The organism is Paenibacillus foliorum (genome assembly GCF_013141765.1).
In the GTDB taxonomy this organism is placed as follows: Bacteria; Bacillota; Bacilli; order Paenibacillales; family NBRC-103111; genus Paenibacillus_S; species Paenibacillus_S foliorum.
Genome location: NZ_WHOD01000023.1, coordinates 1 through 26,507 on the forward strand (window position 1 = coordinate 1; position 26,507 = coordinate 26,507).

The following is a 26,507-nucleotide window of genomic DNA, read 5'->3' on the forward strand; positions in this document are numbered from 1 at the left end:
AGAAAGAGCCTTTTTGGACTTAGTCCAGAAGGGCTCTTTTGTTGTATCCAGGCATAAAAACCGTCACAAAGCGAACAATAAAATGAATCAAGGCCGTAGTTGCAAATTATCTGAAAACTGCTATAATGATATTAAAGTCAAAGAAAGTCAAAGTCAATTTACTTCTTGACTAGGAGGTTGAATTGATGCGTAATGTTTCTGAGGTTATCGAGCAATATCTGAAGCAAATTTTGCAGCAAAGTAATGAAGGTATTGTCGAAATCCAACGTAATGATCTGGCCGATCAGTTCGACTGTGTACCCTCACAAATCAATTATGTTATAAGCACCCGATTTACTCTCGAGAAGGGGTATATTGTCGAAAGCAAGCGCGGGGGCGGAGGGTATATTCGTATCCAAAAAATCGAATTAAATGCGCATGGTTCAGTTCTTGACCATATCTCCAAAACAATTAGTGTCCAAATCGATCAAAGCGCCTCTGATGGGCTTTTGTATCAATTGGAGGAGAGCGGTTATCTGACATCAAGAGAAGCGGCTTTGATGAAAGCAGCAGTGTCTAGAGAGGTGCTGTTTTTGAAGCTTCCATTGAGGGATGAGATTCGAGCCAGAATACTTAAAGCTATGCTAATATCCTTGTTGAGTAAATAAGGAGGGAATGTCTATGCTATGTCAGGAATGTGGAAAGAAGCAAGCAACGCTTCATTTCACGAAAATTTTAAATGGTGAAAAGACGGAATTTCACATCTGTGAATCATGCGCCCGAGAGAAGGGTGAACTAATTCCAGGTACACCGAATGGCTTTTCTATTCATAATTTATTGTCAGGGCTGCTGGATTTCGATCCCTCACATGGTACTCTTACACCAAAATCGCAGCCAGGTCGCTGTGAGCAATGCGGGCTTACTTATAGTCAGTTCAGCAAAGTGGGCCGTTTTGGCTGCAGCTCATGTTATAAGCATTTTGAAGATAAGCTGGATCCTTTGTTTAAAAGGGTTCACGGAAATACATTTCACACGGGCAAGGTTCCTAAACGCTCAGGTGGGTTAATACAACATAAGAGGGAAATCGAGACCTTGAAAAAGGAGCTCTTGCTGCGAATTCAAGGTGAAGAGTTTGAAGAAGCAGCAAAACTTCGAGATGAGATCCGTCAGCTTGAGAAAAAGGTTGCTGAAGGTTAGTTTTGTTGAATCTCTTTGAATTGCAGCCGTTCATAGGGTAAGTATATTTAAGATAGAGGTTTCTTAGGGCAAGGAGGAAACTTATGACGTCGAATACGAATCGTTTTACACAACATGCTTTGAGTGACTGGATGAAGAGTGAGGGACCTGATTCGGATATCGTTATCAGCACTAGAATCCGTATCGCAAGAAATATACAGTCATACCCATTTCCGATGCTTTCTTCTAGCCCGCAATCCCATGAGGTGTTTGAGAAGGTATCCGGAATAATGGGGAATGAAGAACTCAGCACCATTAGTAACTTTTCTTTGCTGTCACTCGATGAGTTGGATGAACTCGAAAAACGTGTGCTTGTAGAGAAACATTTAATCAGTCCTGCATTAGCTAATGAGTCTCGTAATGGTGCGGTAATATTAAGCGATAATGAATCCATTAGCATTATGGTGAATGAAGAGGATCATTTGCGAATACAATGCTTGTGTCCTGGTTTTCAGATTAATGAAGCTTGGGACCTTGCAAGCCAAATTGATGACTTGTTTGAAACACAGCTGGATTATGCGTTTGACGAAAAACGGGGGTATTTGACCAGCTGCCCTACAAATGTAGGTACGGGGATTAGAGCTTCAGTAATGATTCATCTGCCAGCCTTAGTATTAACCCAACAAATTAATCGTATTTTATCAGCAATAACTCAAGTAGGATTAGCGGTTAGAGGTTTGTATGGCGAAGGTAGTGAAGCTTTAGGCAACCTGTTTCAAATTTCTAATCAGATTACATTAGGACAATCCGAGCAGGAGATCATCGATAATTTATATGGAGTGGTCCGGCAAATTATCGAGCATGAGCGGGCAGCACGCGAGAAGCTGCAGCTCGAGACAAGGCCCAAGCTTCTGGATCGTGTTAGCAGGTCATTTGGAATCATGTCATATGCGGCTATAATGGATTCCAAGGAAGCGGCTCAGCGGCTGTCTGATGTACGGTTAGGTATCGATCTGGGTATTATAAAGAATGTTCCCATACAAGTTATGAATGAGTTGATGGTGATGACCCAACCTGGTTTTTTACAGCAGTATGCAGGAGAAAAGCTAACCGCTGAAGAAAGAGACATAAGAAGGGCGCAACTCATTCGAGAGAAGTTTACATCTGAGTAGATAACAGCATCGTATGATTGCTCATTTAAAGTCAAACGTGCTTCGATAATTTTATTCTTTATGGAGGTGTTACGCATGATGTTTGGAAGATTCACGGAACGTGCGCAAAAAGTATTGTCCTTGGCACAGGAAGAAGCCGTTCGTTTAGGTCATAATAATATTGGAACTGAGCATATTTTATTGGGTTTAATTCGTGAAGGTGACGGTATTGCTGCTAAAGCTCTTATAGCTCTCGGTTTAGGTTTGGAGAAGATCCAAGACGAAGTGGAGGCACTTATCGGTCGAGGGCAAGAACAGCCCACCAACATTGCCTACACTCCCCGAGCTAAGAAGGTTATCGAGCTTTCGATGGATGAGGCTCGTAAATTAGGCCATACGTACGTTGGAACAGAGCATATTTTGCTTGGATTGATTCGCGAAGGTGAAGGCGTTGCTGCTCGTGTATTGAATAATCTTGGTGTTAGTTTAAATAAAGCGCGTCAACAAGTTTTGCAGCTGCTAGGTAGTAGTGAAGTTGTATCAACTAACCACGGTAATAACGCTAATGTAAACACACCAACCCTTGACGGATTGGCTCGAGATTTGACTTCTTACGCTAAAGATGGAAATTTAGACCCAGTTATTGGCCGCAGTAAAGAAATTGAGCGTGTTATTCAGGTATTAAGCCGCAGAACCAAAAATAATCCGGTATTAATTGGTGAGCCGGGTGTTGGTAAAACAGCGATTGCTGAAGGTTTAGCGCAAAAAATCATTAATAATGAAATACCTGAAACATTACGTGATAAACGGGTTATGACTTTGGATATGGGATCTGTTGTGGCAGGAACCAAATACCGTGGTGAATTTGAGGATCGTCTCAAAAAGATTATGGATGAAATCCGTCAAGCCGGTAATATCATACTGTTCATTGATGAGCTGCATACATTGATTGGAGCAGGTGGAGCTGAAGGCGCAATCGATGCTTCAAACATCCTAAAGCCGGCTCTAGCTAGAGGCGAGCTTCAATGTATAGGTGCTACAACATTAGATGAATATCGAAAATATATTGAAAAAGATGCGGCACTGGAAAGACGATTCCAACCAATTACAGTGGATCAACCCTCTCCAGAAGAGGCAATTCAAATCCTACACGGGTTGCGTGACCGCTATGAAGCGCATCACCGGGTAAAAATAACGGACGAAGCTATAGAGCAAGCGGTAAAATTGTCAGACCGTTACATTACGGACCGGTTCTTGCCGGATAAAGCAATCGACCTGATTGATGAGGCGAGCTCTAAGGTAAGACTTCGCTCTTATACGGTTCCGCCTGATTTGAAAAAGCTTGAGAATAAGCTAGAGGATATCCGCAAAGAGAAGGACTCGGCCGTTCAAAGTCAAGAATTTGAGAAGGCGGCATCATTGCGGGACACGGAGCAAAAGCTGCGTGAAGAGCTGGATACCACCAAGAACGAATGGAAAGAAAAACAAGGTCGCACGGATTCTGAAGTTACCCCTGAAGATATAGCTCAGGTTGTAGCAAGCTGGACTGGCATACCGGTAGTTAAGCTGGCTGAAGAAGAGACGGCGCGTTTGCTTAAAATGGAAGAGATCTTGCATGATCGAGTTATTGGTCAGGAAGAAGCTGTGAAAGCAGTAAGCCGTGCTATTCGTCGTGCGAGAGCAGGACTTAAAGATCCTAAGCGGCCTATAGGCTCCTTTATCTTCCTCGGGCCTACCGGGGTCGGTAAAACTGAATTAGCACGCGCTTTGGCGGAGTCGCTGTTTGGTGATGACAATGCGGTTATTCGTATCGATATGTCTGAGTATATGGAGAAACACTCAACCTCTCGTCTAGTAGGGGCTCCACCGGGATATGTTGGTTACGAAGAAGGCGGACAGCTTACTGAAAAGGTTCGTCGCAAGCCATATTCTGTAGTCTTGTTAGATGAGATTGAGAAAGCACATCCAGAGGTGTTCAATATCCTGCTGCAGGTTTTGGAAGATGGACGGTTGACCGATTCCAAAGGCCGCACGGTGGATTTCCGTAACACACTTATCATTATGACTTCTAACGTAGGCGCGGACATGATTAGGAAAAATTCCTCGTTAGGTTTCACGGCTGTTCAGGATGCAGGGAAAGATTACGGTAATATGAAAGATAAAGTAATGAGTGAGCTTAAAAAGAGCTTCCGTCCGGAGTTTTTGAACCGGATTGATGAAATAATTGTATTTCATTCCTTGGAAGAGGCTCATATCGCTCAGATCGTAACCTTGATGGCAGATGATCTCCGCAAACGGTTGAAAGAGCAAGATGTTGACTTTATTCTAACCGATAAAGCTAAAGCCTTTTTGGCCAAGGAAGGATTCGATCCTACCTATGGAGCAAGGCCGTTGCGCAGAGCCATTCAGAAGCATATCGAAGATCGGCTGTCTGAGGAATTGCTTCGCGGCATGATTACCAAAGGGGATACATTAACGATTGATGAGCACGAAGGAGCTTTGACTGTAGATCGCAGTCAAGGAGTCACTAGTCCTTAACTTAACTAAAGAACAAATGAAAGCATTCTATGGCATTAGGCCATAGGATGCTTTTTTTTCCATATTCAAGGAGAAGGGTTTTCATTGCAGCTGCAAAATGGTAAACTTTGTAGGCACGCGTTAAGATTCGGAGTGAATATACAGCTGGGAGAGTTTGGAATGGCTAAGCAAAAAACGAAGTTTTTCTGCTCGGAATGCGGATTTGATTCTCCCAAATGGCTAGGCAAATGCCCGGGCTGTCAGGCCTGGAACACATTTGTTGAGGAACTGGAGACAGTTACGAAGACACAGGGGATGCAATCTTCTCTTTTACGGACGAAAGAAAAGCCTATTTCCATCATAAATATTAAAGGTACGGAAGAGCAGCGAATTCAAACACGGAATAAAGAATTAAATCGTGTGCTCGGCGGTGGACTCGTTCCTGGTTCTTTGCTTTTAGTAGGGGGGGACCCAGGTATTGGGAAATCTACATTGCTGCTGCAAACATCCTTTGATTTAACGCAGAGCAATAAAAAAGTATTATACATTTCAGGTGAGGAATCAGTCCGACAAACCAAGCTGCGCGCGGATCGTTTGAATGCAACATCGGAGCTGCTCTATGTGCTGTGTGAAACCAACTTGGAGCAGATTGAGGCTGCGATTGAAGAGGTTCAACCTGATTTTATCGTTATCGACTCGATCCAAACCGTTTACCATCCAGCTATTTCGTCGGCACCGGGCAGTGTATCCCAAGTCAGGGAGTGCACAGGTCATTTTATGCGAATTGCCAAAATTAAAGGTATTGCAACGGTGTTGGTTGGTCATGTTACTAAAGAAGGTGCCATTGCGGGTCCAAGGATGCTAGAACATATGGTGGATTGTGTCCTATATTTCGAAGGAGAAAGACACCAGTCCTACAGGCTATTGAGAGCTGTTAAGAACCGGTTCGGCGCAACGAACGAGATCGGAATCTTTGAAATGCAGGAAGGCGGATTAGTTGAAGTAAATAATCCTTCTGAGCTATTTTTGTCGGAGCGTCCGCTCGGTGTGTCAGGTTCTACGGTAGTCGCAAGCTTGGAGGGAACAAGAACTGTACTTGTGGAGCTGCAGGCTCTTGTTACTACTACTAATTTTCCTTCCCCGCGGCGGATGGCTACGGGAATTGACCATAACCGATTGGCTTTAATTATTGCGGTATTGGAGAAACGTTTGGGTATGTTTTTGCAAAACCAGGATGCCTACGTGAACGTAGCAGGTGGGGTTAAGCTCGATGAACCAGCTGTTGATTTGGCAATAGCAGTCAGCATTGCTTCTAGTTTAAGGGAGCAGCCTACACAGCCCTATGATGTGGTATTTGGGGAGGTAGGATTGACGGGTGAAGTTCGTGGTGTTTCTAGGGTAGATCAAAGGGTGAAAGAAGCAGAAAAGCTCGGTTTTCGTCGTGTTATCCTTCCAGAAAAAAGCCTCAAGGGCTGGACTCCCCCGTCTTCCATCGAAATTATCGGCGTCAGCACAGTTTCGGAAGCTTTGAAAGCTGCGTTGGGGTAATTCATATGGTTATGGTTTGATGAAAGTTGATGTAAATATACTTTTGAAAATGACTTTACATAACTAAGAGCATCAATGTAAAGCGTGTCCCGCAGGGACGAAAGCGTGTAAGAACATCTATCGAAAATCCTTCCCTACTACGGGTGTTCAGAGGGCGGAGCCCTTGGGACCCTCCCGGCGGGGAGGGTGGGGTGGGGAGTACCATGAAAAGCGTGTAAGAACACCTGCCGAACTCCTTCACCATACGGGAGTCCAGAAGGCGGAGCCCTTGGGGCCATCCCGGCGGGGAGGGTTTGGGTGGGGAAGTACCACGAAAAGCGTGAAAGAATGCCTACCGAATCTCATTTCTCAAACATGTGTCCAAAGGGTGAAGCCCTTGGGGCCCTCCCGGGTGGGGAGGGTTTGGGTGAGAAGTAACGAGGGTTTGGGTGGGGGATATGGAGGGGACAACATGAGCAAGGAAGAAATAAAACGAGACGTTATGAGTCAGTTGCTGCAAATGGTAGCGCCAGGTACTCCTTTCCGAGACGGATTGGAGAATGTTCTGCGGGCCAAAACCGGGGCTTTAATCGTAGTCGGCTACAGCCCGGAAGTAATGGAGGTCGTGGATGGAGGCTTTTCCATTAATTGCGATTTCTCTCCTAATTACTTGTATGAGTTGGCCAAAATGGATGGCGCGATCATCTTAAGTGAAGATGTGAGACGAATTCTTTATGCTAACACTCAGCTTATTCCTGATTCATCCATTTCGTCTTCGGAAACAGGGATCCGGCATCGGACAGCCGAACGGGTTGCCAAACAAACCTCCAAGCTCGTGGTGTCCATCTCGCAAAGGCGTAATGTGATTACGTTATATCAGGGAAACCTTCGATACAGTCTAAAAGATATAGGTGTCATTCTTACCAAAGCGAATCAAGCCATTCAAACGCTGGAACGTTATAAGTCGGTGTTGGATCAAGCTGTAACCAATTTAGGAGCATCTGAATTTGAAGAACTAGTTGCTTTACATGATGTAACTAACGTCATACAACGTGTAGAAATGGTGCTGCGTGTTAATGCCGAAATAAAGCGCTACATCAACGAATTGGGCACAGAAGGGCGCCTCATCAGTATGCAGCTGGAAGAATTAATCGGTAATACCGAGATGGAAGTTCAACTTTTGCTAAAAGACTATGTAAAAGAACAAAATGATGATAGAATCAAGGATATGACGAATAGTCTCAAACGTTTAGCAGCAGAAGAAATTCTTGATCATTACCATATTGCCAGGCTGCTTGGCTATCAACATACCAATAACAGTTCTGAAGAAACAGTATCTCCAAGAGGGTATCGGGTGTTGAATAAAATTCCTCGTCTTCCTGCAGTAATTATTCACAATTTAGTGGAAAAATTCGGTAGACTCCCGCATCTAATGATGGCTACAATTGATGAATTGGATGAAGTTGATGGGATTGGTGAGGTTCGTGCAAGAACAATAAAAGAGGGTTTAAAACGAATTCAAGATCAAGTACTCATTGACAGACATATTTAACTTGCATACAATCAGATGGTATCCTAATATAATAAGAGTTATTAGGGTAAAGTAAACCAGAGGTGGACAAATAATGCTAACTAAATCTCTTCCCAATCTTTTTACTGTAGGGAACTTGTTTTTGGGAATTATTTCGATCATTCTCGTTTTTAATAACAAGCCCGAGCTTGCAGCTATTATGGTTATCGTGGCTATGTTGTTGGACGGATTGGATGGTAGTGTGGCGCGTGCTCTGAACGTCCAAAGTGAGTTTGGTAAAGAACTGGATTCTTTATCCGATGTTATCTCTTTTGGTGTAGCACCAGCTTTTATTATGTATGTGGTTGCTTTTACAGAGCTTAATGCAGCCGCTGCGTGGATTGTAACCGCAATTTTCCCGATTTGCGGCGCGCTTCGTTTGGCTAGATTTAATGTTGTGGCTGGAACTCCAGGCTACTTCATCGGTCTACCTATACCGGCAGCTGGCGGTGTATTATGTACACTTGCGTTATTCCAGAAGGAATTGAATACATTTGTATTGGTTCTTAGCACCTTACTGTTATCGTATTTGATGGTAAGCACTGTGAAGTATCCTAACTTCAAAAAAATAGGGATTCCGAAAGCTGCTATCTGGATTACACCGATCGTTGTTGTTATTGCGGTTGTAGTTGCGGTTCAGTTTCCAGGGACATTATCCAAAATGATTTTTGTACCGCTGCTTCTTTATGCGCTGTACGGCTTAAAAAAAAACGTTGAACGACTCTTTACAAGACGTAAAAGAAAGAATAAGTCCATAGATGAAGTGAAGTCGGAAACGACCCCATTGTAGAGGTTACTCTAATCTAAACTTATTTATAGTTTTAGGCGAAAATGAAAAGCATTTATTTTCCTTTAGAGGAAAATGAGTGCTTTTTTTGCATTTTCTTCAAAACTGACGATTAGGCAGGAAAGATTTGGTTCATAATTGTAACGAATCGAATTTTATAATTGAAGGTATGGAGGTGATTCTATGATGAAAAGATGGTTTCAAAGTTTTTTTGCAGTTATTGGAGGCGTGTTAGGTTATGGGTGGAGTGATACCGTCGGTCGACCATTTTTTAATTTCATAGAAACGGTTTTTGGTGTGAAAGAGGTTGTAGGCCAAGCTTATTGGCTAATGCTACTCGGCGTGGTTCTCTTTTATACGCTCAGCTCTTGGGTGGTTAACTATGGATTTAAATGGATGGAGAGGGGAGAAGAGAAAGTCGCTCATGTCCCCATTACTGACCTTCTAGCAGGTACGGGAGGAATGTCAATCGGATTGATGTTGGCAGTAATGCTTTTAACCCCATTCGGACAAGCCGGGTTATTCTCGCCCTTTCTGCATGTTATTTTTACGGCAATGCTCGGTATTGTAGGGTTCCGTTTGGGCTATGCAAAAAAAGAAGAGTTTATTGTACTTCTGACAAAAACACGTTCATCCAAAGAGCGGGGGGCATCAGGTGAAGTAAAAGGGTTTGAAGAGCATAAAATTTTGGATACTAGCGTGATTATTGACGGTCGCATTGCAGATATTTGTAAAACGGGATTTATCGAAGGCACACTGGTTATTCCCGAATTTGTACTGGAGGAATTGCAGCATATTGCGGATTCATCCGATTTGTTGAAGCGAAACCGAGGACGTCGGGGGCTGGATATACTTAATAAAATCCAAAAAGAGCTGGATGTTAAGGTTTTGATTTACGAGGGTGATTTTGAAGAAATTTCTGAAGTGGACAGCAAGCTGGTGAAGCTAGCCAAAGTGCTGCAAGGTAAAGTAATCACGAACGACTTTAATTTAAATAAAGTGTGTGAACTTCAAGGCGTGTCTGTCCTGAACATTAATGATCTGGCAAATGCGGTTAAGCCTGTCGTACTGCCTGGCGAGGAAATACTAGTGCAGGTCATCAAGGATGGTAAGGAGCATGGACAAGGCGTTGCTTATCTGGATGACGGGACTATGATAGTTGTTGAAGGAGGGCGTGACTTTATCGGCACCACTCTGGATGTACTGGTTACTAGTGTGCTGCAGACATCTGCAGGTCGGATGATCTTCGCCAAACCGAAACTATTGGAAAAAGCTCTCTAAAACGTATATGATAAGAGGAGTGAACGCACTAGTCAGATCGTGCGTAGATGGTAACTGGTAGGTGGGGATGCAATGGGGAAATTGGCAGTAGTCGTTGTAGCCGCGGGGAAGGGCTCGCGAATGAGGACAGAGGAAAGCAAACAATATTTGCAATTAAGTGGGAAACCCATTCTTGTACATACATTGACATTGTTTCAGCGGATCGAACAGGTGGATACAGTTGTATTGGTGACTGGTGCAGACGATGTGGAACGCTGCAGAGGTTACATCGAGCAGTTTGCGTTAAGCAAAGTGCAACACATTGTATCCGGTGGCAAGGAGAGACAAGACTCTGTTTACAAAGGGCTTGAAGCACTGGATCCCGATGTTGAATGGGTTATGGTACACGACGGCGTCCGCCCTTTCGCTTCGAAGGAGCATGTTCTGGCATGCTGGTGCAAAGCGATAGAGGCGGAAGCTGCTGTTCTTGCGGTTCCGGTTAAGGACACGATCAAGATTGTCAACAACGAAGGAACGATTGAGTCTACGCCAGACCGGCGCAGCTTGTGGGCTATTCAAACCCCACAAGCTTTTCGTCTTTCATTGCTCAAACTTGCCTATGTACAAGCCAAGAAAGATGGCTTCACAGGAACGGATGATGCCATGCTGGTCGAGCGGATCGGAACACCGGTGCAAGTGGTGGAGTCCGATTATTATAATATTAAAATAACAACGCCGGAGGATTTACCTTGGGCAGAGTGGATTATTCAGAATGTAAGGGGAGAGAGATGACAATGATTCGAGTAGGACAGGGCTTTGATGTGCATCAACTGGTGGAAGGAAGAAAGTGCATTATTGGAGGTGTCGACATACCTTATGAAAAGGGTCTTCTAGGTCACTCCGATGCGGATGTACTTCTGCATGCAGTCAGCGATGCGATCCTTGGGGCATTAGGCATGGGGGATATCGGCAAACACTTTCCCGACACTGATCAAGCCTTTAAGGATGCAGACAGCTATCAGCTGCTGCTGGATGTTTGGAAGCTTGCGAAAGAAGCGGGTTATAAGCTAGGTAACATCGATTCCACGATAATCGCGCAGAAGCCAAAGATGGCTCCTTATATTCCAGCGATAGTACAGCGGATTGCGGAAGCATTGGAGGCAGCGCCTTCTCAGGTTAATGTAAAGGCTACAACAACGGAACAGCTGGGATTTGCTGGCCGTGGTGAAGGAATAGCTGCACAATCGGTTGTTTGTTTAATCCAAGATGTGCTATCATAACAAGAATATTTAGTTTACGGTTTATTAAAAAAGGTAGTTTAAATTAGAGGGGAGCAAGCAGTATGTCAGGTCAAATGCGTGTAAGATATGCGCCAAGCCCCACAGGACATTTACATATTGGCGGCGCACGTACGGCATTATTCGATTATTTGATCGCCCGCAAGCATGCAGGGCAGTTTATTATCCGTTTTGAAGATACCGATCAAACGCGCCATGTAGAGTCAGGAATCGGAAACCAGCTGGAAGGCTTGAACTGGCTCGGCTTGAACTGGGATGAGAGTGTTGATGTAGGCGGGCCTTACGCCCCTTATCGTCAAACAGAAAGACTGGACCTGTACCAGCCCTTTGTGGATCAACTGCTACAAAATGGCGATGCCTATTATTGCTATTGCTCAGAAGCAGATTTGGAGCAAGAGCGCGCCGAGCAGGAAGCAAAAGGTGAAATGCCTCGATATTCCGGCAAATGTAGACAGATTCAACCCGACCTGCTGGAAAAGTACAAAGCGGAAGGTCGCAAGCCTTCCATTCGGTTCCGTGTAACGGAAAACCGGGTTATTGCTTTTGATGATCGGATTCGTGAGCATGTTGAATTTGAGTCCAATGGAATCGGAGACTTTATCATCGTACGTCCAGACGGGATTCCTACGTACAATTTTGCCGTTATTCTGGATGATCATTTGATGAAAATCAACCTGGTTATTCGCGGTGAGGAGCATCTGTCCAATACACCGAGACAAATCATGATGTATGAAGCTCTAGGGCTGCCTATTCCAGAGTTTGCGCATTTATCGCTAATATTGAATCCGGACCGTAAAAAGATGAGTAAACGCGATGAGTCCATCATACAATTTATTCAGCAGTATAAAGAACTGGGCTATTTACCTGAAGCAGTGCTGAACTTCATTGTGCTGTTGGGCTGGTCGCCAAAGGGCGAAGAAGAGATTTTCACCAAGGAAGAGCTGATTGAGCAATTTGATCTGGATCGGGTTTCCAAGAGTCCGGCTGTATTCGACATGGATAAACTTAATTGGATGAATAATCATTATTTGAAAAAGGCTGAGCTATCCCGTGTTGTGGAGCTGTCTTTACCGCATCTGCAGAAAGCTGGGCTCATTCCAGAGGAGCTTGGAGCTGAGCAGCAGGAATGGGTCACTCGACTAATTGGGCTGAACCAGGAAAGAATGCAATACGCTGCCGAGATTGTTCCGTTGTCTGCGTTATTTTTCCAAGAGGATGTCTCCTATGAGGAGGAAGAAGCGAAGGCTTTGTTAACGGAAGAGCATGTTCCAGTAGTGCTGCAGGGCTTTCTTAATGAAGTGGCGCAAGCTGAATCATTCGCGGTAGAGAACATTCCTGCTATGCTAAAAGCGGTGCAGAAAGCTACCGGGTTCAAAGGTAAGCAGTTGTTTATGACCATTCGTGTTGCCCTCACCGGTCAGACACATGGTCCCGATCTGAATATGACGGTTTTCTTGCTTGGTAAAGCTAAAGTGATATCCAGACTGAATAAATTATTGTAAACCATTTGATTTTCATATAAGATTAAGAAAGTAAAATTTAGAACCGAAGGTTCTTGAAGCAAATATATGGATCGTGGCGTAGAGCAGGAGAGTACAATTGTTATTGGGTTTCACAGAGAGGATAGTCGGGAGTTACAACAGTGACCCCAAGCTGAGAGCTGTCCATTCCCTCCTAATTGGAAATGCACCTGGGAGCCGTATTGACGAGCTGCTATATGGCTTTGTTCGCAAAGCATACAGCAAGGTAGTCTTACCGAATTCGTTCACGTTACGAACGCACAAGATGGACATAGCATGCATATAGCTGCATGTCCAAGCAGAGTGGAACCGCGACTTTTCGCCTCTGCAGCCTTTATGGCTGTGGGGGCTTTTCTATTTGTTTGCAACATCTTTGCCTTATGAAAAGGAAAGAAAGTAGGAAGCAGGTGAGCTGTCTTGTTCAAGCACATGAGAGAAGATATCGCTACTATATTTGAGAATGATCCCGCCGCGCGGAGCTGGTTTGAAGTGGTGTTCACTTATTCCGGTTTACACGCCCTCTGGGCGCACCGAGTGGCTCATTGTTTATATCAGAATCGGTGGTATACAACTGCGCGGATCACTTCGCAAATTAGCCGCTTTATGACCGGCATCGAGATTCATCCAGGTGCGATTATTGGTAGGCGCTTTTTCATTGACCATGGAATGGGGGTCATCATTGGTGAAACTTGCGAAATTGGTGATGATGTTGTTTTGTACCAGGGCGTCACTTTAGGAGGAACAGGTAAGGAGAAGGGCAAGCGTCATCCAACGATCGGCAGCAACGTGGTTATTGCATCTGGGGCCAAAGTGCTTGGATCCTTTACCGTCGGTGATAATTCCCGGATCGGTTCGAATGCAGTAGTTCTTAGCGAGGTGCCTCAGAACAGCACGGTCGTAGGAATTCCCGGACGAGTGGTGAAACGTGACGGTGTTCGTGTAGGCCGGTTGGATCATAATAACTTACCCGACCCTGTAATAGATATGTTCCGTCAATTGCAGGAGCAGATTGAGGAACTGAAAATAGAAGTGGCAGCTATAAAATCCAAAAGTGGAGGTAGCCAAGAGCATGACGCTAAAAATTTATAATACGCTATCCAGAACGAAGGAAACATTTAAGACAATTGAGCCTGGAAAAGTAAAAATGTATGTATGCGGTCCAACCGTTTATGATTATATTCATATCGGCAATGCCCGTCCTATGATTTTTTTTGATGTGGTAAGACGGTATCTGGAATCGACTGGTTATGAAGTTAACTACGTAGTGAATTTCACTGATGTCGACGATAAATTGATCAAAAAAGCAGCTCAGATGGAACTGACAGTGCCTGAAGTGGCGGATTTGTTTATTCGGAAGTTTTACGAGGATACGGAAGGCTTAGGCGTTCACAAAGCAACCTTGAATCCACGAGTAACGGAAAATATCGATGAAATTATTGCCTTCATCGAAGGGCTTGCAGAGAAGGACTACGCCTATGAGAAAGGCGGCGATGTCTATTTCCGTACAACCAAATTTGCGGATTACGGCAAGCTGTCTCAACAAAATCTAGAAGAGCTGCAGTTCGGAATTCGCGTTGAGGTTGATGATCGAAAGGAGAACCCTCAGGACTTTGTGCTCTGGAAAGGAGCTAAGCCTGGCGAAATATCATGGTCCAGTCCTTGGGGCGAAGGCAGACCTGGCTGGCATATTGAATGTTCTGCAATGGTTCGCAAATATTTAGGAGATACCATTGATATTCATGGCGGTGGACAGGATCTTCAATTTCCTCATCACGAATGCGAAATAGCTCAGTCCGAATGTTTAACTGGACATCCGATGGCTAATTACTGGATGCATAACGGATATATCAACATCGATAATGAAAAGATGTCTAAGTCACAGGGGAACGGCGTTAATGTGAACCAGCTGCTGCAATCGCTCAGTCCGCAGCTCATTCGCTATTTTATGCTGTCTGCTCATTACCGCAATCCGTTGAACTTTAGCAATGATACGATCGAGCAAGCCAAGAATGGCTTGGCTCGTATTGAAAATTGCTTGGCTAATATTAAACATCGCTTGTCCGCAGCTGAAGACGGTGATACCGCTAAAGAAGTGACAGAAGCTGTAGTAGAGATTAGGGATCAATTCGAAGCCAAGATGAATGATGACTTCAATACGCCTGATGCTGTTACAGCGGTGTATGAGTTGGTCAATGCATCGAATCTTTACTTGCAGCAAGAGGTTGTTACTAGCAGCTCACTTGAGCTATTGTTAGAACAGTTCGAAGCCATGGACCGTATCCTGGGCATACTAGTTCATGTGGAAGAAGGGCTGCTTGATGAGGAGATCGAGCAGTTGATTATAGACCGGACGGAAGCGCGTAAAACGAAGAATTGGGCTCGTGCCGATGAAATTCGTGATTTGCTGACAGAGCGGGGAATTATTTTGGAGGATACACCACAGGGTATCCGCTGGCGGAGAAATTAATGAGTGAGCCATTTTCTTTGAACTCTGACCTCTTTTCCTTTCCTCCAGCAAAAGAGCCCAAGCTGCTAAACCCGATAGTACTTGCTTATATCGGTGATGCGGTTTACGAGGTATTTATTCGTCAATACGTAATATCCCAGACCAATCACCGGCCCGACCATTTACACCGTTTATCTACACAATATGTATCGGCCAAAGCGCAAGCCAAATCGCTAAAGCGATGGATGCCCCATTTAACGGATGAAGAGACGGATATCGTGAAGCGGGGGCGTAATGCAAAATCGGGTACCTCGGCTAAAAATGCCGATATTTTAGAATATCGGCACAGCACGGCCTTTGAATGCTTGATCGGTTTCTTGTATTACACTAAACAGCTGGAGAGGCTTCAGTATTTGATGATGCTATCTTTGGAGCGAGAATAATCTATAGAATCAAACGAGCGATTATGAGGAGTATAGTTTGAAATAGGTTGGAAGCAGTTATAAAAGGAGAGAACGATAATGGAGGAAGAATTAGAATTTCTAGCGGGGAAGCATTCCGTACTGGAAGCACTTCGGTCTGGAAGAACGATCAATAAAATTTGGATTGCCGAAAATGCACAAAAGCAGCTGACTCAACCCATCGTTGCAGAAGCCAAGCAAAATGGTGTCATTGTCCAATTTGCGGATAAGCGGAAGCTGGATCAAATGGTGGATAATATTCAGCATCAAGGGGTAGTTGCCCAAGTGGCGGCTTATGATTATGTGGAAGTAGAGGACATATTGGCAATCGCCCAAAGTAGGAATGAAGAGCCGTTCATCCTTATTCTGGACGAGATTGAAGATCCGCACAACCTTGGCTCGATTCTCAGAACGGCTGACTGTACTGGGGTTCATGGAGTCATTATTCCCAAACGCAGATCGGTTGGGTTGACCGCTACGGTATCCAAGACATCAGCAGGCGCTGTGGAATATGTGGCAGTGGCGCGGGTGACGAATCTGGCGCAGACGATTGAACTACTGAAAGAGCGGGGGGTCTGGATAGCAGGAGCAGATGTAGCGGCTCAGCAGCCAGTGTATCAAACAAACCTTAATATGCCGTTGGCGCTGGTTATAGGGAATGAACAGAAAGGCATGGGTAGGTTGATTAAGGAAAAATGCGACTTTTTACTGAAGCTGCCTATGTTTGGACATGTCAATTCATTGAATGCATCCGTGGCGGCGTCCGTGTTGATGTATGAAGTGGTCCGTCAGCGCTTGTCTAAGAAATAGATGGTGTTTCCGGGATGATTCAAGAAATACTTATTGTAGACGGCTATAACATTATCGGCGCCTGGCCGGAGCTACAGAAGTTAAAAGAAATCAGCTTAGAAGAAGCGCGGGACCGCCTCATTGAGCAGTTAGCAGAATACCAGTCTTTCTCTGGGGTAAAGGTGCTTCTCGTTTTCGATGCCTACTATGTTCCTGGTTTGGGGGGCAAGTATGTGCAGAGGAAGCTGCGCATTTATTATACGAAGGAGAAAGAAACCGCTGATGAGCTGATTGAGCGCTTGGTTACTGAACATATCGGGCGTCGGAAGCAGATTTATGTGGCGACTTCAGATATGACGGAGCAGCATGTAATATTTGGTAAAGGTGCTTTTCGCGTCCCAGCGAGTGAATTGTTGGTAAAGATAAGGCTATCGCGGCGGGAGATTCAGCAAAAGATCCGTGAGGACTCCCCATCTAAGAGAAATACATTCGACAGTAAGCTTAGCAGCGAGATGAAAGACTTGTTCGAAAAGTGGCGCAGAGGCCAGAAATAGTAGGTATTACAAGGTTTTACTAGTGTGAATTTGGTTGACGATGTTAGATTACATAATGTATACTGATTCTATCTTTCAAGTAGAACATAGGTATAGTTATTCGCAGTCTTGCCAGGGCCGGAGGGATTATTGGTGAGTGTCGACCTCAAAGAATTGAGAATGCATGAATATGACCTCAAGGCAGATGAAGATATTGTCGAGGCGGTCCGCGATGGCGAAAGTGACGCATTGGAGTATTTGATTAACAAGTACAAAAACTTTGTCCGAGCCAAAGCACGCTCCTATTTTCTAATAGGTGCTGATAGGGAAGATATCGTGCAAGAAGGTATGATAGGATTATATAAATCTATTCGCGATTTTCGTGGAGACAAGCTCGCTTCCTTTAAAGCTTTTGCAGAACTGTGTATCACCCGTCAGATCATAACAGCTATTAAAACCGCAACGCGGCAGAAGCATATACCTCTTAATTCTTATGTATCGCTGGACAAGCCTATTTATGATGAAGATTCTGACCGTACCTTGCTTGATGTCATTTGTGGTTCTCGTGTAACGGATCCTGAAGAATTGATAATTAATCAAGAAGAGTTTAGCGGTTTGGAAGATAAAATGGGTGAGATCCTAAGCGACCTTGAACGCAGGGTTCTTATGCTTTATTTAGATGGCCGTTCCTATCAGGAAATTGCGGTCGACTTAGACCGCCATGTGAAGTCGATTGATAATGCTCTGCAGCGAGTCAAGCGAAAGTTAGAGCGGTATTTGGAAGTAAGGGACGCATAGACAGCACCTTTCGCGCGAAGCGGGGGTGCTTTATTTTTTGTATATAGTTTATCCTTTCCTCTTAGCGTTAATACTAGAATCTGTTAGATCATGCAGATGAGCGGTTATGTTACTAGGATTATCTTGACATGAAATTGGTGCTATGCTAAAGTATTCAGGTAGCCCTAAAATTTGAGGCGTTTTTTTGCTGATCGTTTAAGGTTTTCAAAATACGAGGCTGGTCCGTAGGAGGTGTACATCATGCGGGTTATAATCACGTTAGCGTGCACGAACTGCAAGCAAAGAAACTATACGTCCAATAAAAATAAGCGCAACAATCCAGACCGCATGGAGTTGAAGAAGTTTTGCAAGTTTTGCAATGAACATACCGCTCATCGCGAAACTAGGTAGTCTTTGGAGGTGTAGTTGTGTCCTTTTTAGCTAGAATGAAGAACACATTTTCCTTTTTTACGGACAGCTGGTCTGAATTGAAAAAGGTGAAGTGGCCAAGTCGTAAAGAACTGATCAGCTATACGCTAGTCGTTCTGTTTACGGTTGTCTTTGTAACCATTTACTTCTACGTACTTGATTTGGGGATTTCTGAGCTGCTTCGTCTTATTTTTAAATAAGCGAGAGTTAGGTGGCTAATTATGGAAATGGAAAAAAGATGGTACGTCGTACATACCTATTCAGGGTATGAGAATAAGGTCAAGGCAAACTTGGAGAAACGCGTAGAGTCTATGAATATGTTGGACAAAATCTTTCGCGTTTTGGTTCCGATGGAAGAAGAGATTGTGAACAAGGACGGCAAGAAAAAAACGGTTATGCGCAAGGTGTATCCGGGTTACGTTTTGGTCGAAATGATCCAAACCGATGATTCGTGGTATGTCGTTCGTAATACACCGGGTGTAACGGGCTTTGTCGGTTCGACAGGGTCTGGATCTAAGCCGACTGCTCTGCTTCCTGATGAAGTAGAATCTATTCTCAAGCATATGGGCATGGAAGAACCAAAACCGAAGATCGACTTCGACATCAAAGATACTGTGCGTGTTATGGTAGGTCCTTTTGCGAATTTTGTTGGGTCAGTCGAAGAGATTCTTGTCGACAAGGCTAAGCTGAAGGTTCTTGTAAACATGTTCGGGCGGGAAACACCTTTAGAGCTGGATTACCATCAAGTGGAGAAACTCTAAATGCTAATAATCCGTCATACTACATGCAAGGAGGTGTCACACAATGGCAAAGAAGGTTATTAAAGTTGTTAAATTGCAAGTTAATGCTGCAAAAGCGAATCCGGCTCCACCAATCGGTCCGGCTCTTGGTCAAGCGGGTGTTAACATCATGGCTTTTTGTAAAGAGTTTAATGCTCGTACTGCAGATCAAGCAGGTTTGATTATTCCTGTTGAGATTACAGTATTTGAGGATCGTTCTTTCACTTTCATTTGCAAAACGCCACCGGCTGCTGTATTGCTCCGCGTAGCTGCAAAGATTGAGAAAGGTTCAGGCGAACCTAACAAAAAGAAAGTTGCAACTGTGAATCGCGCGACTGTTCGCGAGATCGCTGAGCAAAAAATGCCTGACCTGAACGCTGCATCCGTTGAGGCTGCAATGCGTATGGTCGAAGGTACGGCTCGCAGCATGGGCGTAACTATCGTAGATTAATACGAATCGCCGTGCTTGCGTTTCTTGACGTCGATTATGGCGTCTGGAGGTGACAACCAACTTTGCTTTGCAAAAGGTTGCGCCACAAGTGATAACTGTCATCGCTTTGCTGATGTATCAGTTGCACTTTAAGTGGGAGGATATTCCGCTAATACCACACGAGGAGGATAAACAAAGTGCCTAAACATGGTAAAAAGTATTTAGAAGCTTCCAAGCTGATCGATGCTGAAGCAGTGTATGAGCCGGCTGAAGCGATTGAGCTTGTTAAAAAATCGGCGCCTGCAAAGTTTGACGAAACCGTTGAAGTTGCAGTTCGTTTGGGTGTAGACCCAAGAAAACAAGACCAAGCTGTTCGTGGCGTTGTTGTATTGCCACACGGAACTGGTAAAACTAAACGTGTTCTTGTATTCGCAAAAGGCGACAAAGCCAGAGAAGCGGAAGCAGCTGGTGCTGATTTCGTAGGCGATCAAGACATGATCAATAAGATCCAGCAAGGCTGGTTCGACTTTGATGTTTGCGTAGCTACTCCCGACATGATGAGTGAAGTGGGTAAATTGGGTCGTATCTTGGGTGGTAAAGGTTTAATGCCGAATCCTAAAGCTGGTACAGTTACATTTGATGTAACAAAAGCAGTTCAAGAGATCAAGGCTGGTAAAATCGAATATCGCTTGGATAAGGCTGGACAAATCCATGCTCCAATCGGTAAAGTATCCTTTGATGCTGAGAAGTTGGCTGAAAACTTCCGCGCATTGGTTGATGCTTTAGTAAGAGCGAAACCTGCAGCAGCTAAAGGTGTATACCTTAAGAACATCGCAGTTTCCTCAACGATGGGTCCTAGTGCTCGCGTAAACGTTCAGAATTTTAGATAAGTTTGGCGGTTGACTTTTAAAGTTACACATGCTAACCTATCTAAGTTGACAAATGAATATGACTTACCGTAGACAGCAGGTGTTTGTTTATACAAACTTAATTTCCTGCCGAGGTGTTATGATATAAGATCGGTATCTTTGCTTTAAATCAAAGATTAAATCGTTCATCATGCCTTCGCAGTGTCTGCGAAGGCATCTTCGCATTATGCGGATGTTTCGAGACACTGGCGAATTGTTTACGAGTTAAGTATGACTTGGATTAATTAAGTTGCTTCTAAGCGGAAGCAAACTGAATTTCTTATGATGATAGCTTTCTTACGGAAGCTCTTAGGAGGTGCAAAAAAATGGCAAACGCAAAAACCCTTGAGATTAAATCTCAGCAAGTGAGTGAAGTTACTGACAAGCTGAAAGAAAGCTCATGCACAATTGTTGCGGATTACCGCGGTCTTAACGTGGCTCAAGTAACTGAGCTTCGCAAACAACTGCGTGAAGCAGGCGTTGAGTTTCAAGTATTGAAGAATACTTTGGCTAGACGTGCTACTGCGAATGCTGAGTTGAGTGCACTGGATGAGTATTTGACTGGCCCAACGGCTATCGCATTCAGTAAAGACGATATCGTAACTCCAGCTAAAATCTTAACAGATTTTGCTAAGAAGAACGATAAGCTTAGTGTTAAAGCAGGTGTAGTTGAAGGTAAAGTGGTTGGTTATGACCAAATCAAGGCATTGGCTGATCTTCCATCCAGAGATGGTTTGCTGTCCATGTTGCTCAGCGTGCTTCAAGCTCCTGTTCGCAACTTCGCCCTTGCGGTTAAAGCAGTGGCAGAAAAAGACGGCGGCGCTCAAGAAGCTTAATAGGCAATTGGTAACTGTTTCATAACAAAAAAATTAATCGGAGGTATATATACCATGAGTAAAGAACAAATCTTAGAAGCAATTAAAGGTATGACTATTTTGGAATTGAATGATCTTGTTAAAGCAATTGAAGAAGAATTCGGCGTAACTGCTGCAGCTCCAGTAGCAGCAGGCGGCGGCGCAGCTGTAGCTGAAGTTGCTGAGCAATCCGAATTCGACGTTATTTTGAACAGCGCTGGCGCTTCCAAAATCAACGTTATCAAAGTAGTTCGCGAAATCACAGGTCTTGGCTTGAAAGAAGCAAAAGACTTGGTTGACAGCGCGCCAAAAGCAATCAAAGAAAAAGTGGGTAAAGAAGAAGCAGAAGCGGTTAAAGCGAAGCTTGAAGAAGCAGGCGCTGGCGTAGAAGTTAAATAACTTCTTTTCATCTACAGACCCCTTGGAGATTAAACTTCAGGGGTTTTTTCTTTTCCACCATCCCCCCCAACCTACCCTATAAGGAATGTTCTAAGGGCTCTGACCTCTAGTTAGGTGCAAGTATAGCGCTGATGTACCTCACCCAAGGTATTGGGTATCCTGGGCGTTTTCGTCCTATTGGGACACGTTTACTGCTGCACCTTCGAGTATCAACCCAAACGATTAGTTAGTGAAACCATCATGTATGAAGCGCTAACGTTAAGCTTGTCCCGATGGGACGAAAAGTTCTCAATCATATGTGCTACTAAAAGGTACAACTAGAGTGTGTTCGCAATGATATTTCCTATGTCCAGAGAGTGAAGCCTGGAGTCCTTGCCTTCACGGAGAGTATGGGAGGGTAGCTACCAAGGAGGATGAGGTTGATGTCCGAGCACTATTATTCACAAAAACCGACTACGGCGCATAATGTTCATACAATCGAAGAAACATTGCGCGGCCGAAAATATACATTTGTGACGGATGCAGGCGTTTTTTCAAAACGAGGGGTGGATTATGGGTCTAGAGTACTGATCGAAGCCCTTGATATACCTGAGAATGCTGAAGTACTGGATGTCGGATGCGGTTATGGTCCTATTGGCTTCGCAGCTGCGGGAGTGGCGATTCGAGGGAAAGTGACTATGGTTGATATCAATGAAAGAGCAGTTGAACTGGCACGTCAGAATGCGCAGCGGAATCAAGTTGGTAACGTTGAGATTTTGCAAAGTGACATGCTGGGCGCTGTGATAAACGAGCGTTTTGATGTAGTGATAACGAATCCTCCTATCCGCGCAGGTAAAGAGACGGTCCACCGTATATTCGAGCAAGCCCATGAGGTGCTGAATTCGGGAGGGTCTTTATGGATTGTCATTCAGAAAAAGCAGGGAGCGCCATCGGCGTTTGCGAAGCTGGAAAGTATGTTTAATAAAGTAACCGAGATTACCAAGGATAAGGGCTATCGAATTATTAAAGCGGTGAAATGATTGCATTACATGACAAAAAATGTTGACTTGACTTTTCGGATGTGTTATTATAATAAAATGTCAGTATTAAAGTGGGTAATATCTCTTTAGTTTACTAAAATGTCAAGAATTATTTTCTCGGCAGGGTGAATAAAATTTAAATGTTATACGTATAATGTTTAAATTTTAAGTAAAACCTACAAGGTATGAAGAAAAATATGGTAATCTGAAATTCGATGTTTGGAAAAAGCTTCTAAAAGGAGTTTCACTTGGGCGGTATTTACTCGAGAAGGCTTCAGGAAAGAGGCTTTTATTTTGTTCTATTGAGTAGACATGAGGGGTGAATCAAAGTTGGCGGGTCATCTTGTTCAATTAGGTCGACGCAAACGCAGGTCATACGCTCGGATTCATGAGGTGTTGGAAGTTCCAAACCTTATCGAAATCCAACAAAAATCGTACGAATGGTTTTTGGAAGAAGGATTGCGTGAAATGTTTCAGGATATTTCCCCTATTCAAGATTTTACGGGGAATTTAGTATTGGAGTTCATTGATTACAGCTTAGGAGAGCCTAAGTATTCAGTGGATGAGTCCAAGGAACGCGATGTGACTTACGCAGCTCCGCTTCGTGTGAAAGTGCGCTTGATCAATAAAGAAACTGGCGAGGTCAAAGAACAGGAAGTATTTATGGGAGACTTCCCGTTGATGACGGAAACAGGAACTTTTATTATCAATGGTGCTGAACGGGTTATCGTCAGCCAGTTGGTTCGTTCTCCTAGCGTCTATTTTAGCACGAAAGTGGATAAAAACGGTAAGAAAACATACACTGCTACTGTAATTCCTAACCGCGGCGCGTGGTTGGAGTTAGAGACGGATGCTAAAGATATTATTTACGTCCGGATAGACCGTACACGTAAAATTCCTGTAACTGTTCTATTAAGATCTTTGGGTTTTGGGACAGATGCGGATATTTTGGACTTGTTAGGTGACGATGAGTATATCCGTAATACCTTGGATAAGGATAATACGGATTCTACGGATAAGGCGCTTATCGAGATTTACGAACGCCTGCGTCCGGGCGAGCCTCCTACACTGGATAATGCAAGAAGCTTGCTTGTGGCACGTTTCTTTGATCCGAAGCGCTATGATTTAGCGAATGTAGGGCGTTACAAAATCAATAAGAAGCTGCATATCAAAAACCGTCTGTTTAACCAACGGTTAGCTGAATCTTTAATTGATCCTGAAACAGGTGAAATTATTGCTGAAGCAGGACAATTGTTGGACCGCAGATTGTTGGATGATGTTCTGCCATTCTTGGAAAAGAATGTGGGCTTCAAGGAATACACAGCTCCTAACGGTATGAGTGATTTGGAACATATACCGCTGCAATGCATCAATGTGTACTCTCCTATTGAAGACGGTAAAGTCGTAAAGGTCATAGCTAATGGCAAAATCGACAAAACCGTAAAGAATATTACTCCTGCAGATATTATTGCTTCGATTAACTATTTTATTAATCTTTTACATGGTATCGGCAATACAGATGATATTGACCATCTTGGTAACAGAAGATTGCGTTCTGTTGGTGAGTTGCTGCAAAATCAATTCCGTATTGGTTTGTCTCGTATGGAACGGGTAGTTCGCGAGCGGATGTCGATACAAGACGCAAATGTTATTACGCCTCAAGCGTTAATTAATATTAGACCGGTAATTGCATCGATTAAGGAGTTTTTCGGAAGCTCTCAGCTGTCTCAATTTATGGACCAAACAAATCCGTTGGCTGAACTTACGCATAAGCGACGCTTATCAGCGTTAGGACCCGGCGGTTTGACTCGGGAACGCGCGGGCTTTGAGGTTCGTGACGTGCATCACTCTCACTATGGCCGTATGTGTCCTATTGAGACCCCAGAGGGTCCAAACATTGGTTTGATCAACTCCTTGTCTACTTTCGCAAGAATCAACGAATATGGCTTCATTGAGGCTCCGTACCGTTGGGTTGATCCGAAGACTGGGATTGTTACCGAGCAAATTGCTTATCTAACAGCAGATGAAGAAGATAATTATGTTGTAGCACAAGCGAATACGAAGCTGACGGAAGAAGGTCATCTTGCTAATGATACGGCTATCGTGCGTTTCAAGGATGATAACTTGATTCTTCCTAAAGAACGTGTTGACTATATGGACGTATCGCCTAAACAGGTCGTTTCAGTAGCTACTGCATTGATTCCGTTCCTTGAAAATGATGACTCCAACCGTGCGTTGATGGGTTCAAACATGCAGCGTCAAGCAGTACCTTTGCTTATTCCGAAGTCACCTCTTGTTGGTACCGGAATGGAGCATAAGTCAGCTAAAGACTCGGGCGTGTGTATTGTTTCCAAGGTTGATGGGGTAGTCGAAAGAGTGTCGGCTAATGAAATTTGGGTTCGCCGTCAAGCGATAGTGGATGGTAAGCTGGTTAATGGAGATTTGATCAAACACAAGCTCCATAAGTTTATGCGTTCCAACCAAGGTACTTGTATTAACCAACGTCCGATTTGCCATAAAGGGGAGCAGGTCCGTGCCGGCGATATTCTAGCTGACGGTCCTTCCACGGAAATGGGAGAATTGGCGCTTGGACGCAATGTAGTCGTTGCCTTCATGACTTGGGAAGGTTACAACTATGAGGATGCGATCTTGCTGAGTGAGAAGCTGGTTAAAGAGGATGTATATACTTCGATTCACATCGAGGAATACGAATCGGAAGCCAGAGACACTAAATTGGGTCCGGAAGAAATCACGCGTGATATTCCGAACGTTGGTGAAGATGCGCTGAAGAATTTGGACGAGCGCGGTATTATTCGCGTGGGTGCAGAGATCGGTGCGGGAGATATATTAGTTGGTAAAGTAACGCCTAAAGGGGTTACAGAGCTTACAGCTGAAGAACGGTTGTTGCATGCTATTTTCGGCGAAAAAGCTCGTGAAGTTCGTGACACATCGCTTCGTGTTCCACATGGTACCGATGGTATTGTTGTAGACGTTAAGGTGTTCACGCGCGAGAATGGCGATGAGCTTCCTCCAGGTGTTAATCAATTGGTACGTGTCTACATCGCACAAAAACGGAAAATTTCCGAAGGGGACAAAATGGCGGGCCGCCACGGTAATAAAGGGGTTATAGCGCGCATTTTACCTGAAGAGGACATGCCGTTCTTGCCTGATGGTACTCCTGTGCAGGTTGTTTTGAACCCGCTGGGCGTTCCATCCCGGATGAACATTGGACAGGTGCTGGAAGTTCACTTAGGTATGGCAGCTAAGTACTTGGGTATTCATACCGCAACACCAGTGTTTGATGGTGCTCGAGAGTATGACGTGTTTGATGCAATGGAAGAAGCCGGTATGCAGCGTAATGGTAAAACATTATTGTTCGATGGTCGTACAGGTGAACCGTTTGAGCGTGAAGTTACTGTTGGCGTCATGTATATGATTAAACTGGCGCACATGGTTGATGATAAGATCCATGCACGTTCCACAGGTCCTTACTCACTTGTTACACAGCAGCCGCTGGGTGGTAAAGCTCAGTTTGGTGGACAGCGTTTCGGTGAGATGGAAGTTTGGGCGTTGGAGGCCTATGGCGCCGCCTATACTCTGCAAGAAATTCTAACTGTAAAGTCGGATGATGTGGTTGGACGTGTAAAAACGTACGAATCCATTGTCAAAGGGGAGAATGTTCCAGAGCCTGGTGTTCCGGAATCCTTTAAAGTTTTGATAAAAGAACTTCAGAGCTTAGGTATGGATGTTAAGATACTGTCTGGAGACGAGCAAGAGATCGAGATGAAGGAAACAGACGACGAGGATGAGGTAACAAGCGATAAGCTGAATCTCAATCTTGAAGGCACGGAGTTAGGTGTAGAATAACGTGATGTTAGCTAGGCTCTGCCCCCGATAA

Annotated in this window: 26 protein-coding genes and 1 other annotated feature; all 26 genes read left to right on the plus strand. The window is 44.2% G+C overall.

Annotated features, from left to right (window positions below; genetic code table 11):
- The first annotated feature begins 185 nt into the window (after window positions 1-185).
- Window positions 186-647, plus strand: coding sequence for a CtsR family transcriptional regulator (locus GC093_RS06420; RefSeq protein WP_171651054.1), 462 nt, complete (start codon window positions 186-188; stop codon window positions 645-647).
- A 13-nt stretch (window positions 648-660) separates the two neighbouring features.
- Window positions 661-1,176 carry a protein-arginine kinase activator protein McsA gene (gene mcsA / locus GC093_RS06425; RefSeq protein ID WP_171651055.1) on the plus strand — a complete coding sequence of 172 codons (516 nt, stop codon included), beginning with the start codon at window positions 661-663 and terminating at the stop codon, window positions 1,174-1,176.
- An 83-nt stretch (window positions 1,177-1,259) separates the two neighbouring features.
- The gene (mcsB, locus tag GC093_RS06430) at window positions 1,260-2,327 is read left to right on the plus strand and encodes a protein-arginine kinase McsB (RefSeq protein WP_171651056.1); all 1,068 of its coding nucleotides are present in this window, start codon (window positions 1,260-1,262) and stop codon (window positions 2,325-2,327) included.
- 75 nt (window positions 2,328-2,402) lie between these two features.
- Window positions 2,403-4,844, plus strand: coding sequence for an ATP-dependent protease ATP-binding subunit ClpC (gene clpC / locus GC093_RS06435; protein WP_171651057.1), 2,442 nt, complete (start codon window positions 2,403-2,405; stop codon window positions 4,842-4,844).
- Window positions 4,845-5,003: 159 nt separating this feature from the next.
- The gene (gene radA, locus GC093_RS06440) at window positions 5,004-6,371 is read left to right on the plus strand and encodes a DNA repair protein RadA (protein ID WP_171651058.1); all 1,368 of its coding nucleotides are present in this window, start codon (window positions 5,004-5,006) and stop codon (window positions 6,369-6,371) included.
- Window positions 6,372-6,822: 451 nt separating this feature from the next.
- A complete protein-coding gene (gene disA, locus GC093_RS06445) occupies window positions 6,823-7,902 on the plus strand; it encodes a DNA integrity scanning diadenylate cyclase DisA (RefSeq protein ID WP_171651117.1) in 1,080 nt (359 codons plus the stop codon).
- Between the two features lie 73 nt (window positions 7,903-7,975).
- On the plus strand, window positions 7,976-8,710 hold the full coding sequence (gene pssA / locus GC093_RS06450) for a CDP-diacylglycerol--serine O-phosphatidyltransferase (RefSeq protein WP_171651059.1): 735 nt from the start codon (window positions 7,976-7,978) through the stop codon (window positions 8,708-8,710).
- A 180-nt stretch (window positions 8,711-8,890) separates the two neighbouring features.
- Window positions 8,891-9,988, plus strand: a complete 1,098-nt coding sequence (locus tag GC093_RS06455) for a PIN/TRAM domain-containing protein (protein WP_171651060.1) — start codon at window positions 8,891-8,893, stop codon at window positions 9,986-9,988.
- Window positions 9,989-10,060: 72 nt separating this feature from the next.
- Window positions 10,061-10,759, plus strand: a complete 699-nt coding sequence (gene ispD, locus GC093_RS06460; RefSeq protein ID WP_171651061.1) for a 2-C-methyl-D-erythritol 4-phosphate cytidylyltransferase — start codon at window positions 10,061-10,063, stop codon at window positions 10,757-10,759.
- Window positions 10,760-10,761: 2 nt separating this feature from the next.
- Window positions 10,762-11,247, plus strand: a complete 486-nt coding sequence (ispF, locus tag GC093_RS06465) for a 2-C-methyl-D-erythritol 2,4-cyclodiphosphate synthase (RefSeq protein WP_171651062.1) — start codon at window positions 10,762-10,764, stop codon at window positions 11,245-11,247.
- A 62-nt stretch (window positions 11,248-11,309) separates the two neighbouring features.
- Window positions 11,310-12,767: a glutamate--tRNA ligase gene (gltX, locus tag GC093_RS06470; RefSeq protein WP_171651063.1), complete on the plus strand. Its 1,458-nt coding sequence runs from the start codon at window positions 11,310-11,312 to the stop codon at window positions 12,765-12,767.
- Window positions 12,768-13,214: 447 nt separating this feature from the next.
- On the plus strand, window positions 13,215-13,874 hold the full coding sequence (cysE, locus tag GC093_RS06475; RefSeq protein WP_376768634.1) for a serine O-acetyltransferase: 660 nt from the start codon (window positions 13,215-13,217) through the stop codon (window positions 13,872-13,874).
- Window positions 13,855-15,252: a cysteine--tRNA ligase gene (gene cysS / locus GC093_RS06480; protein WP_171651065.1), complete on the plus strand. Its 1,398-nt coding sequence runs from the start codon at window positions 13,855-13,857 to the stop codon at window positions 15,250-15,252. The genes cysE and cysS overlap by 20 nt, the downstream gene beginning before the upstream one ends.
- Window positions 15,252-15,674, plus strand: coding sequence for a Mini-ribonuclease 3 (locus GC093_RS06485; RefSeq protein WP_171651066.1), 423 nt, complete (start codon window positions 15,252-15,254; stop codon window positions 15,672-15,674). The genes cysS and GC093_RS06485 overlap by 1 nt, the downstream gene beginning before the upstream one ends.
- A gap of 78 nt (window positions 15,675-15,752) precedes the next feature.
- Complete coding sequence (rlmB, locus tag GC093_RS06490; RefSeq protein WP_171651067.1) at window positions 15,753-16,502, plus strand: 23S rRNA (guanosine(2251)-2'-O)-methyltransferase RlmB; 750 nt, start codon at window positions 15,753-15,755, stop codon at window positions 16,500-16,502.
- A 14-nt stretch (window positions 16,503-16,516) separates the two neighbouring features.
- Window positions 16,517-17,035 carry an NYN domain-containing protein gene (locus GC093_RS06495; protein WP_171651068.1) on the plus strand — a complete coding sequence of 173 codons (519 nt, stop codon included), beginning with the start codon at window positions 16,517-16,519 and terminating at the stop codon, window positions 17,033-17,035.
- A 132-nt stretch (window positions 17,036-17,167) separates the two neighbouring features.
- A complete protein-coding gene (sigH, locus tag GC093_RS06500) occupies window positions 17,168-17,812 on the plus strand; it encodes an RNA polymerase sporulation sigma factor SigH (protein WP_171651069.1) in 645 nt (214 codons plus the stop codon).
- A gap of 240 nt (window positions 17,813-18,052) precedes the next feature.
- Window positions 18,053-18,202, plus strand: coding sequence for a 50S ribosomal protein L33 (gene rpmG, locus GC093_RS06505; RefSeq protein ID WP_028552031.1), 150 nt, complete (start codon window positions 18,053-18,055; stop codon window positions 18,200-18,202).
- 17 nt (window positions 18,203-18,219) lie between these two features.
- Window positions 18,220-18,420 carry a preprotein translocase subunit SecE gene (gene secE, locus GC093_RS06510; RefSeq protein WP_171651070.1) on the plus strand — a complete coding sequence of 67 codons (201 nt, stop codon included), beginning with the start codon at window positions 18,220-18,222 and terminating at the stop codon, window positions 18,418-18,420.
- Between the two features lie 27 nt (window positions 18,421-18,447).
- Window positions 18,448-18,981: a transcription termination/antitermination protein NusG gene (gene nusG / locus GC093_RS06515; protein ID WP_171651118.1), complete on the plus strand. Its 534-nt coding sequence runs from the start codon at window positions 18,448-18,450 to the stop codon at window positions 18,979-18,981.
- 43 nt (window positions 18,982-19,024) lie between these two features.
- Window positions 19,025-19,450 (plus strand): 50S ribosomal protein L11, encoded by a 426-nt coding sequence (rplK, locus tag GC093_RS06520; RefSeq protein ID WP_171651071.1) that lies wholly within the window; start codon window positions 19,025-19,027, stop codon window positions 19,448-19,450.
- 176 nt (window positions 19,451-19,626) lie between these two features.
- Window positions 19,627-20,319, plus strand: coding sequence for a 50S ribosomal protein L1 (gene rplA, locus GC093_RS06525; protein ID WP_171651072.1), 693 nt, complete (start codon window positions 19,627-19,629; stop codon window positions 20,317-20,319).
- Between the two features lie 48 nt (window positions 20,320-20,367).
- Window positions 20,368-20,528: a sequence feature (ribosomal protein L10 leader region), on the plus strand.
- Between the two features lie 135 nt (window positions 20,529-20,663).
- Entirely contained in the window at window positions 20,664-21,173 is a 510-nt protein-coding gene (rplJ, locus tag GC093_RS06530; protein ID WP_171651073.1) for a 50S ribosomal protein L10, read from the plus strand.
- Window positions 21,174-21,227: 54 nt separating this feature from the next.
- The gene (gene rplL, locus GC093_RS06535; RefSeq protein WP_171651074.1) at window positions 21,228-21,590 is read left to right on the plus strand and encodes a 50S ribosomal protein L7/L12; all 363 of its coding nucleotides are present in this window, start codon (window positions 21,228-21,230) and stop codon (window positions 21,588-21,590) included.
- A 422-nt stretch (window positions 21,591-22,012) separates the two neighbouring features.
- Window positions 22,013-22,609, plus strand: a complete 597-nt coding sequence (locus GC093_RS06540) for a class I SAM-dependent methyltransferase (protein ID WP_171651075.1) — start codon at window positions 22,013-22,015, stop codon at window positions 22,607-22,609.
- Between the two features lie 330 nt (window positions 22,610-22,939).
- Complete coding sequence (gene rpoB / locus GC093_RS06545; RefSeq protein WP_171651119.1) at window positions 22,940-26,476, plus strand: DNA-directed RNA polymerase subunit beta; 3,537 nt, start codon at window positions 22,940-22,942, stop codon at window positions 26,474-26,476.
- The last annotated feature ends 31 nt before the right edge of the window (window positions 26,477-26,507 follow it).

What these genes read in the sequence shown, in the direction of transcription:
- rlmB (WP_171651067.1), top strand. Translation starts at nt 15,753, where the DNA reads ATGGAGGAAGAATTAGAATTTCTAGCGGGGAAGCATTCCGTACTGGAA.
- ispD (WP_171651061.1), top strand. Translation starts at nt 10,061, where the DNA reads ATGGGGAAATTGGCAGTAGTCGTTGTAGCCGCGGGGAAGGGCTCGCGA.
- GC093_RS06420 (WP_171651054.1), top strand. Translation starts at nt 186, where the DNA reads ATGCGTAATGTTTCTGAGGTTATCGAGCAATATCTGAAGCAAATTTTG.
- radA (WP_171651058.1), top strand. Translation starts at nt 5,004, where the DNA reads ATGGCTAAGCAAAAAACGAAGTTTTTCTGCTCGGAATGCGGATTTGAT.
- GC093_RS06495 (WP_171651068.1), top strand. Translation starts at nt 16,517, where the DNA reads ATGATTCAAGAAATACTTATTGTAGACGGCTATAACATTATCGGCGCC.
- disA (WP_171651117.1), top strand. Translation starts at nt 6,823, where the DNA reads ATGAGCAAGGAAGAAATAAAACGAGACGTTATGAGTCAGTTGCTGCAA.
- pssA (WP_171651059.1), top strand. Translation starts at nt 7,976, where the DNA reads ATGCTAACTAAATCTCTTCCCAATCTTTTTACTGTAGGGAACTTGTTT.
- rplJ (WP_171651073.1), top strand. Translation starts at nt 20,664, where the DNA reads ATGGCAAACGCAAAAACCCTTGAGATTAAATCTCAGCAAGTGAGTGAA.
- GC093_RS06540 (WP_171651075.1), top strand. Translation starts at nt 22,013, where the DNA reads ATGTCCGAGCACTATTATTCACAAAAACCGACTACGGCGCATAATGTT.
- cysS (WP_171651065.1), top strand. Translation starts at nt 13,855, where the DNA reads ATGACGCTAAAAATTTATAATACGCTATCCAGAACGAAGGAAACATTT.
- ispF (WP_171651062.1), top strand. Translation starts at nt 10,762, where the DNA reads ATGATTCGAGTAGGACAGGGCTTTGATGTGCATCAACTGGTGGAAGGA.
- mcsA (WP_171651055.1), top strand. Translation starts at nt 661, where the DNA reads ATGCTATGTCAGGAATGTGGAAAGAAGCAAGCAACGCTTCATTTCACG.
- gltX (WP_171651063.1), top strand. Translation starts at nt 11,310, where the DNA reads ATGTCAGGTCAAATGCGTGTAAGATATGCGCCAAGCCCCACAGGACAT.
- GC093_RS06485 (WP_171651066.1), top strand. Translation starts at nt 15,252, where the DNA reads ATGAGTGAGCCATTTTCTTTGAACTCTGACCTCTTTTCCTTTCCTCCA.
- GC093_RS06455 (WP_171651060.1), top strand. Translation starts at nt 8,891, where the DNA reads ATGATGAAAAGATGGTTTCAAAGTTTTTTTGCAGTTATTGGAGGCGTG.
- rplL (WP_171651074.1), top strand. Translation starts at nt 21,228, where the DNA reads ATGAGTAAAGAACAAATCTTAGAAGCAATTAAAGGTATGACTATTTTG.
- mcsB (WP_171651056.1), top strand. Translation starts at nt 1,260, where the DNA reads ATGACGTCGAATACGAATCGTTTTACACAACATGCTTTGAGTGACTGG.
- rplK (WP_171651071.1), top strand. Translation starts at nt 19,025, where the DNA reads ATGGCAAAGAAGGTTATTAAAGTTGTTAAATTGCAAGTTAATGCTGCA.
- rpmG (WP_028552031.1), top strand. Translation starts at nt 18,053, where the DNA reads ATGCGGGTTATAATCACGTTAGCGTGCACGAACTGCAAGCAAAGAAAC.
- cysE (WP_376768634.1), top strand. Translation starts at nt 13,215, where the DNA reads ATGAGAGAAGATATCGCTACTATATTTGAGAATGATCCCGCCGCGCGG.
- nusG (WP_171651118.1), top strand. Translation starts at nt 18,448, where the DNA reads ATGGAAAAAAGATGGTACGTCGTACATACCTATTCAGGGTATGAGAAT.
- clpC (WP_171651057.1), top strand. Translation starts at nt 2,403, where the DNA reads ATGATGTTTGGAAGATTCACGGAACGTGCGCAAAAAGTATTGTCCTTG.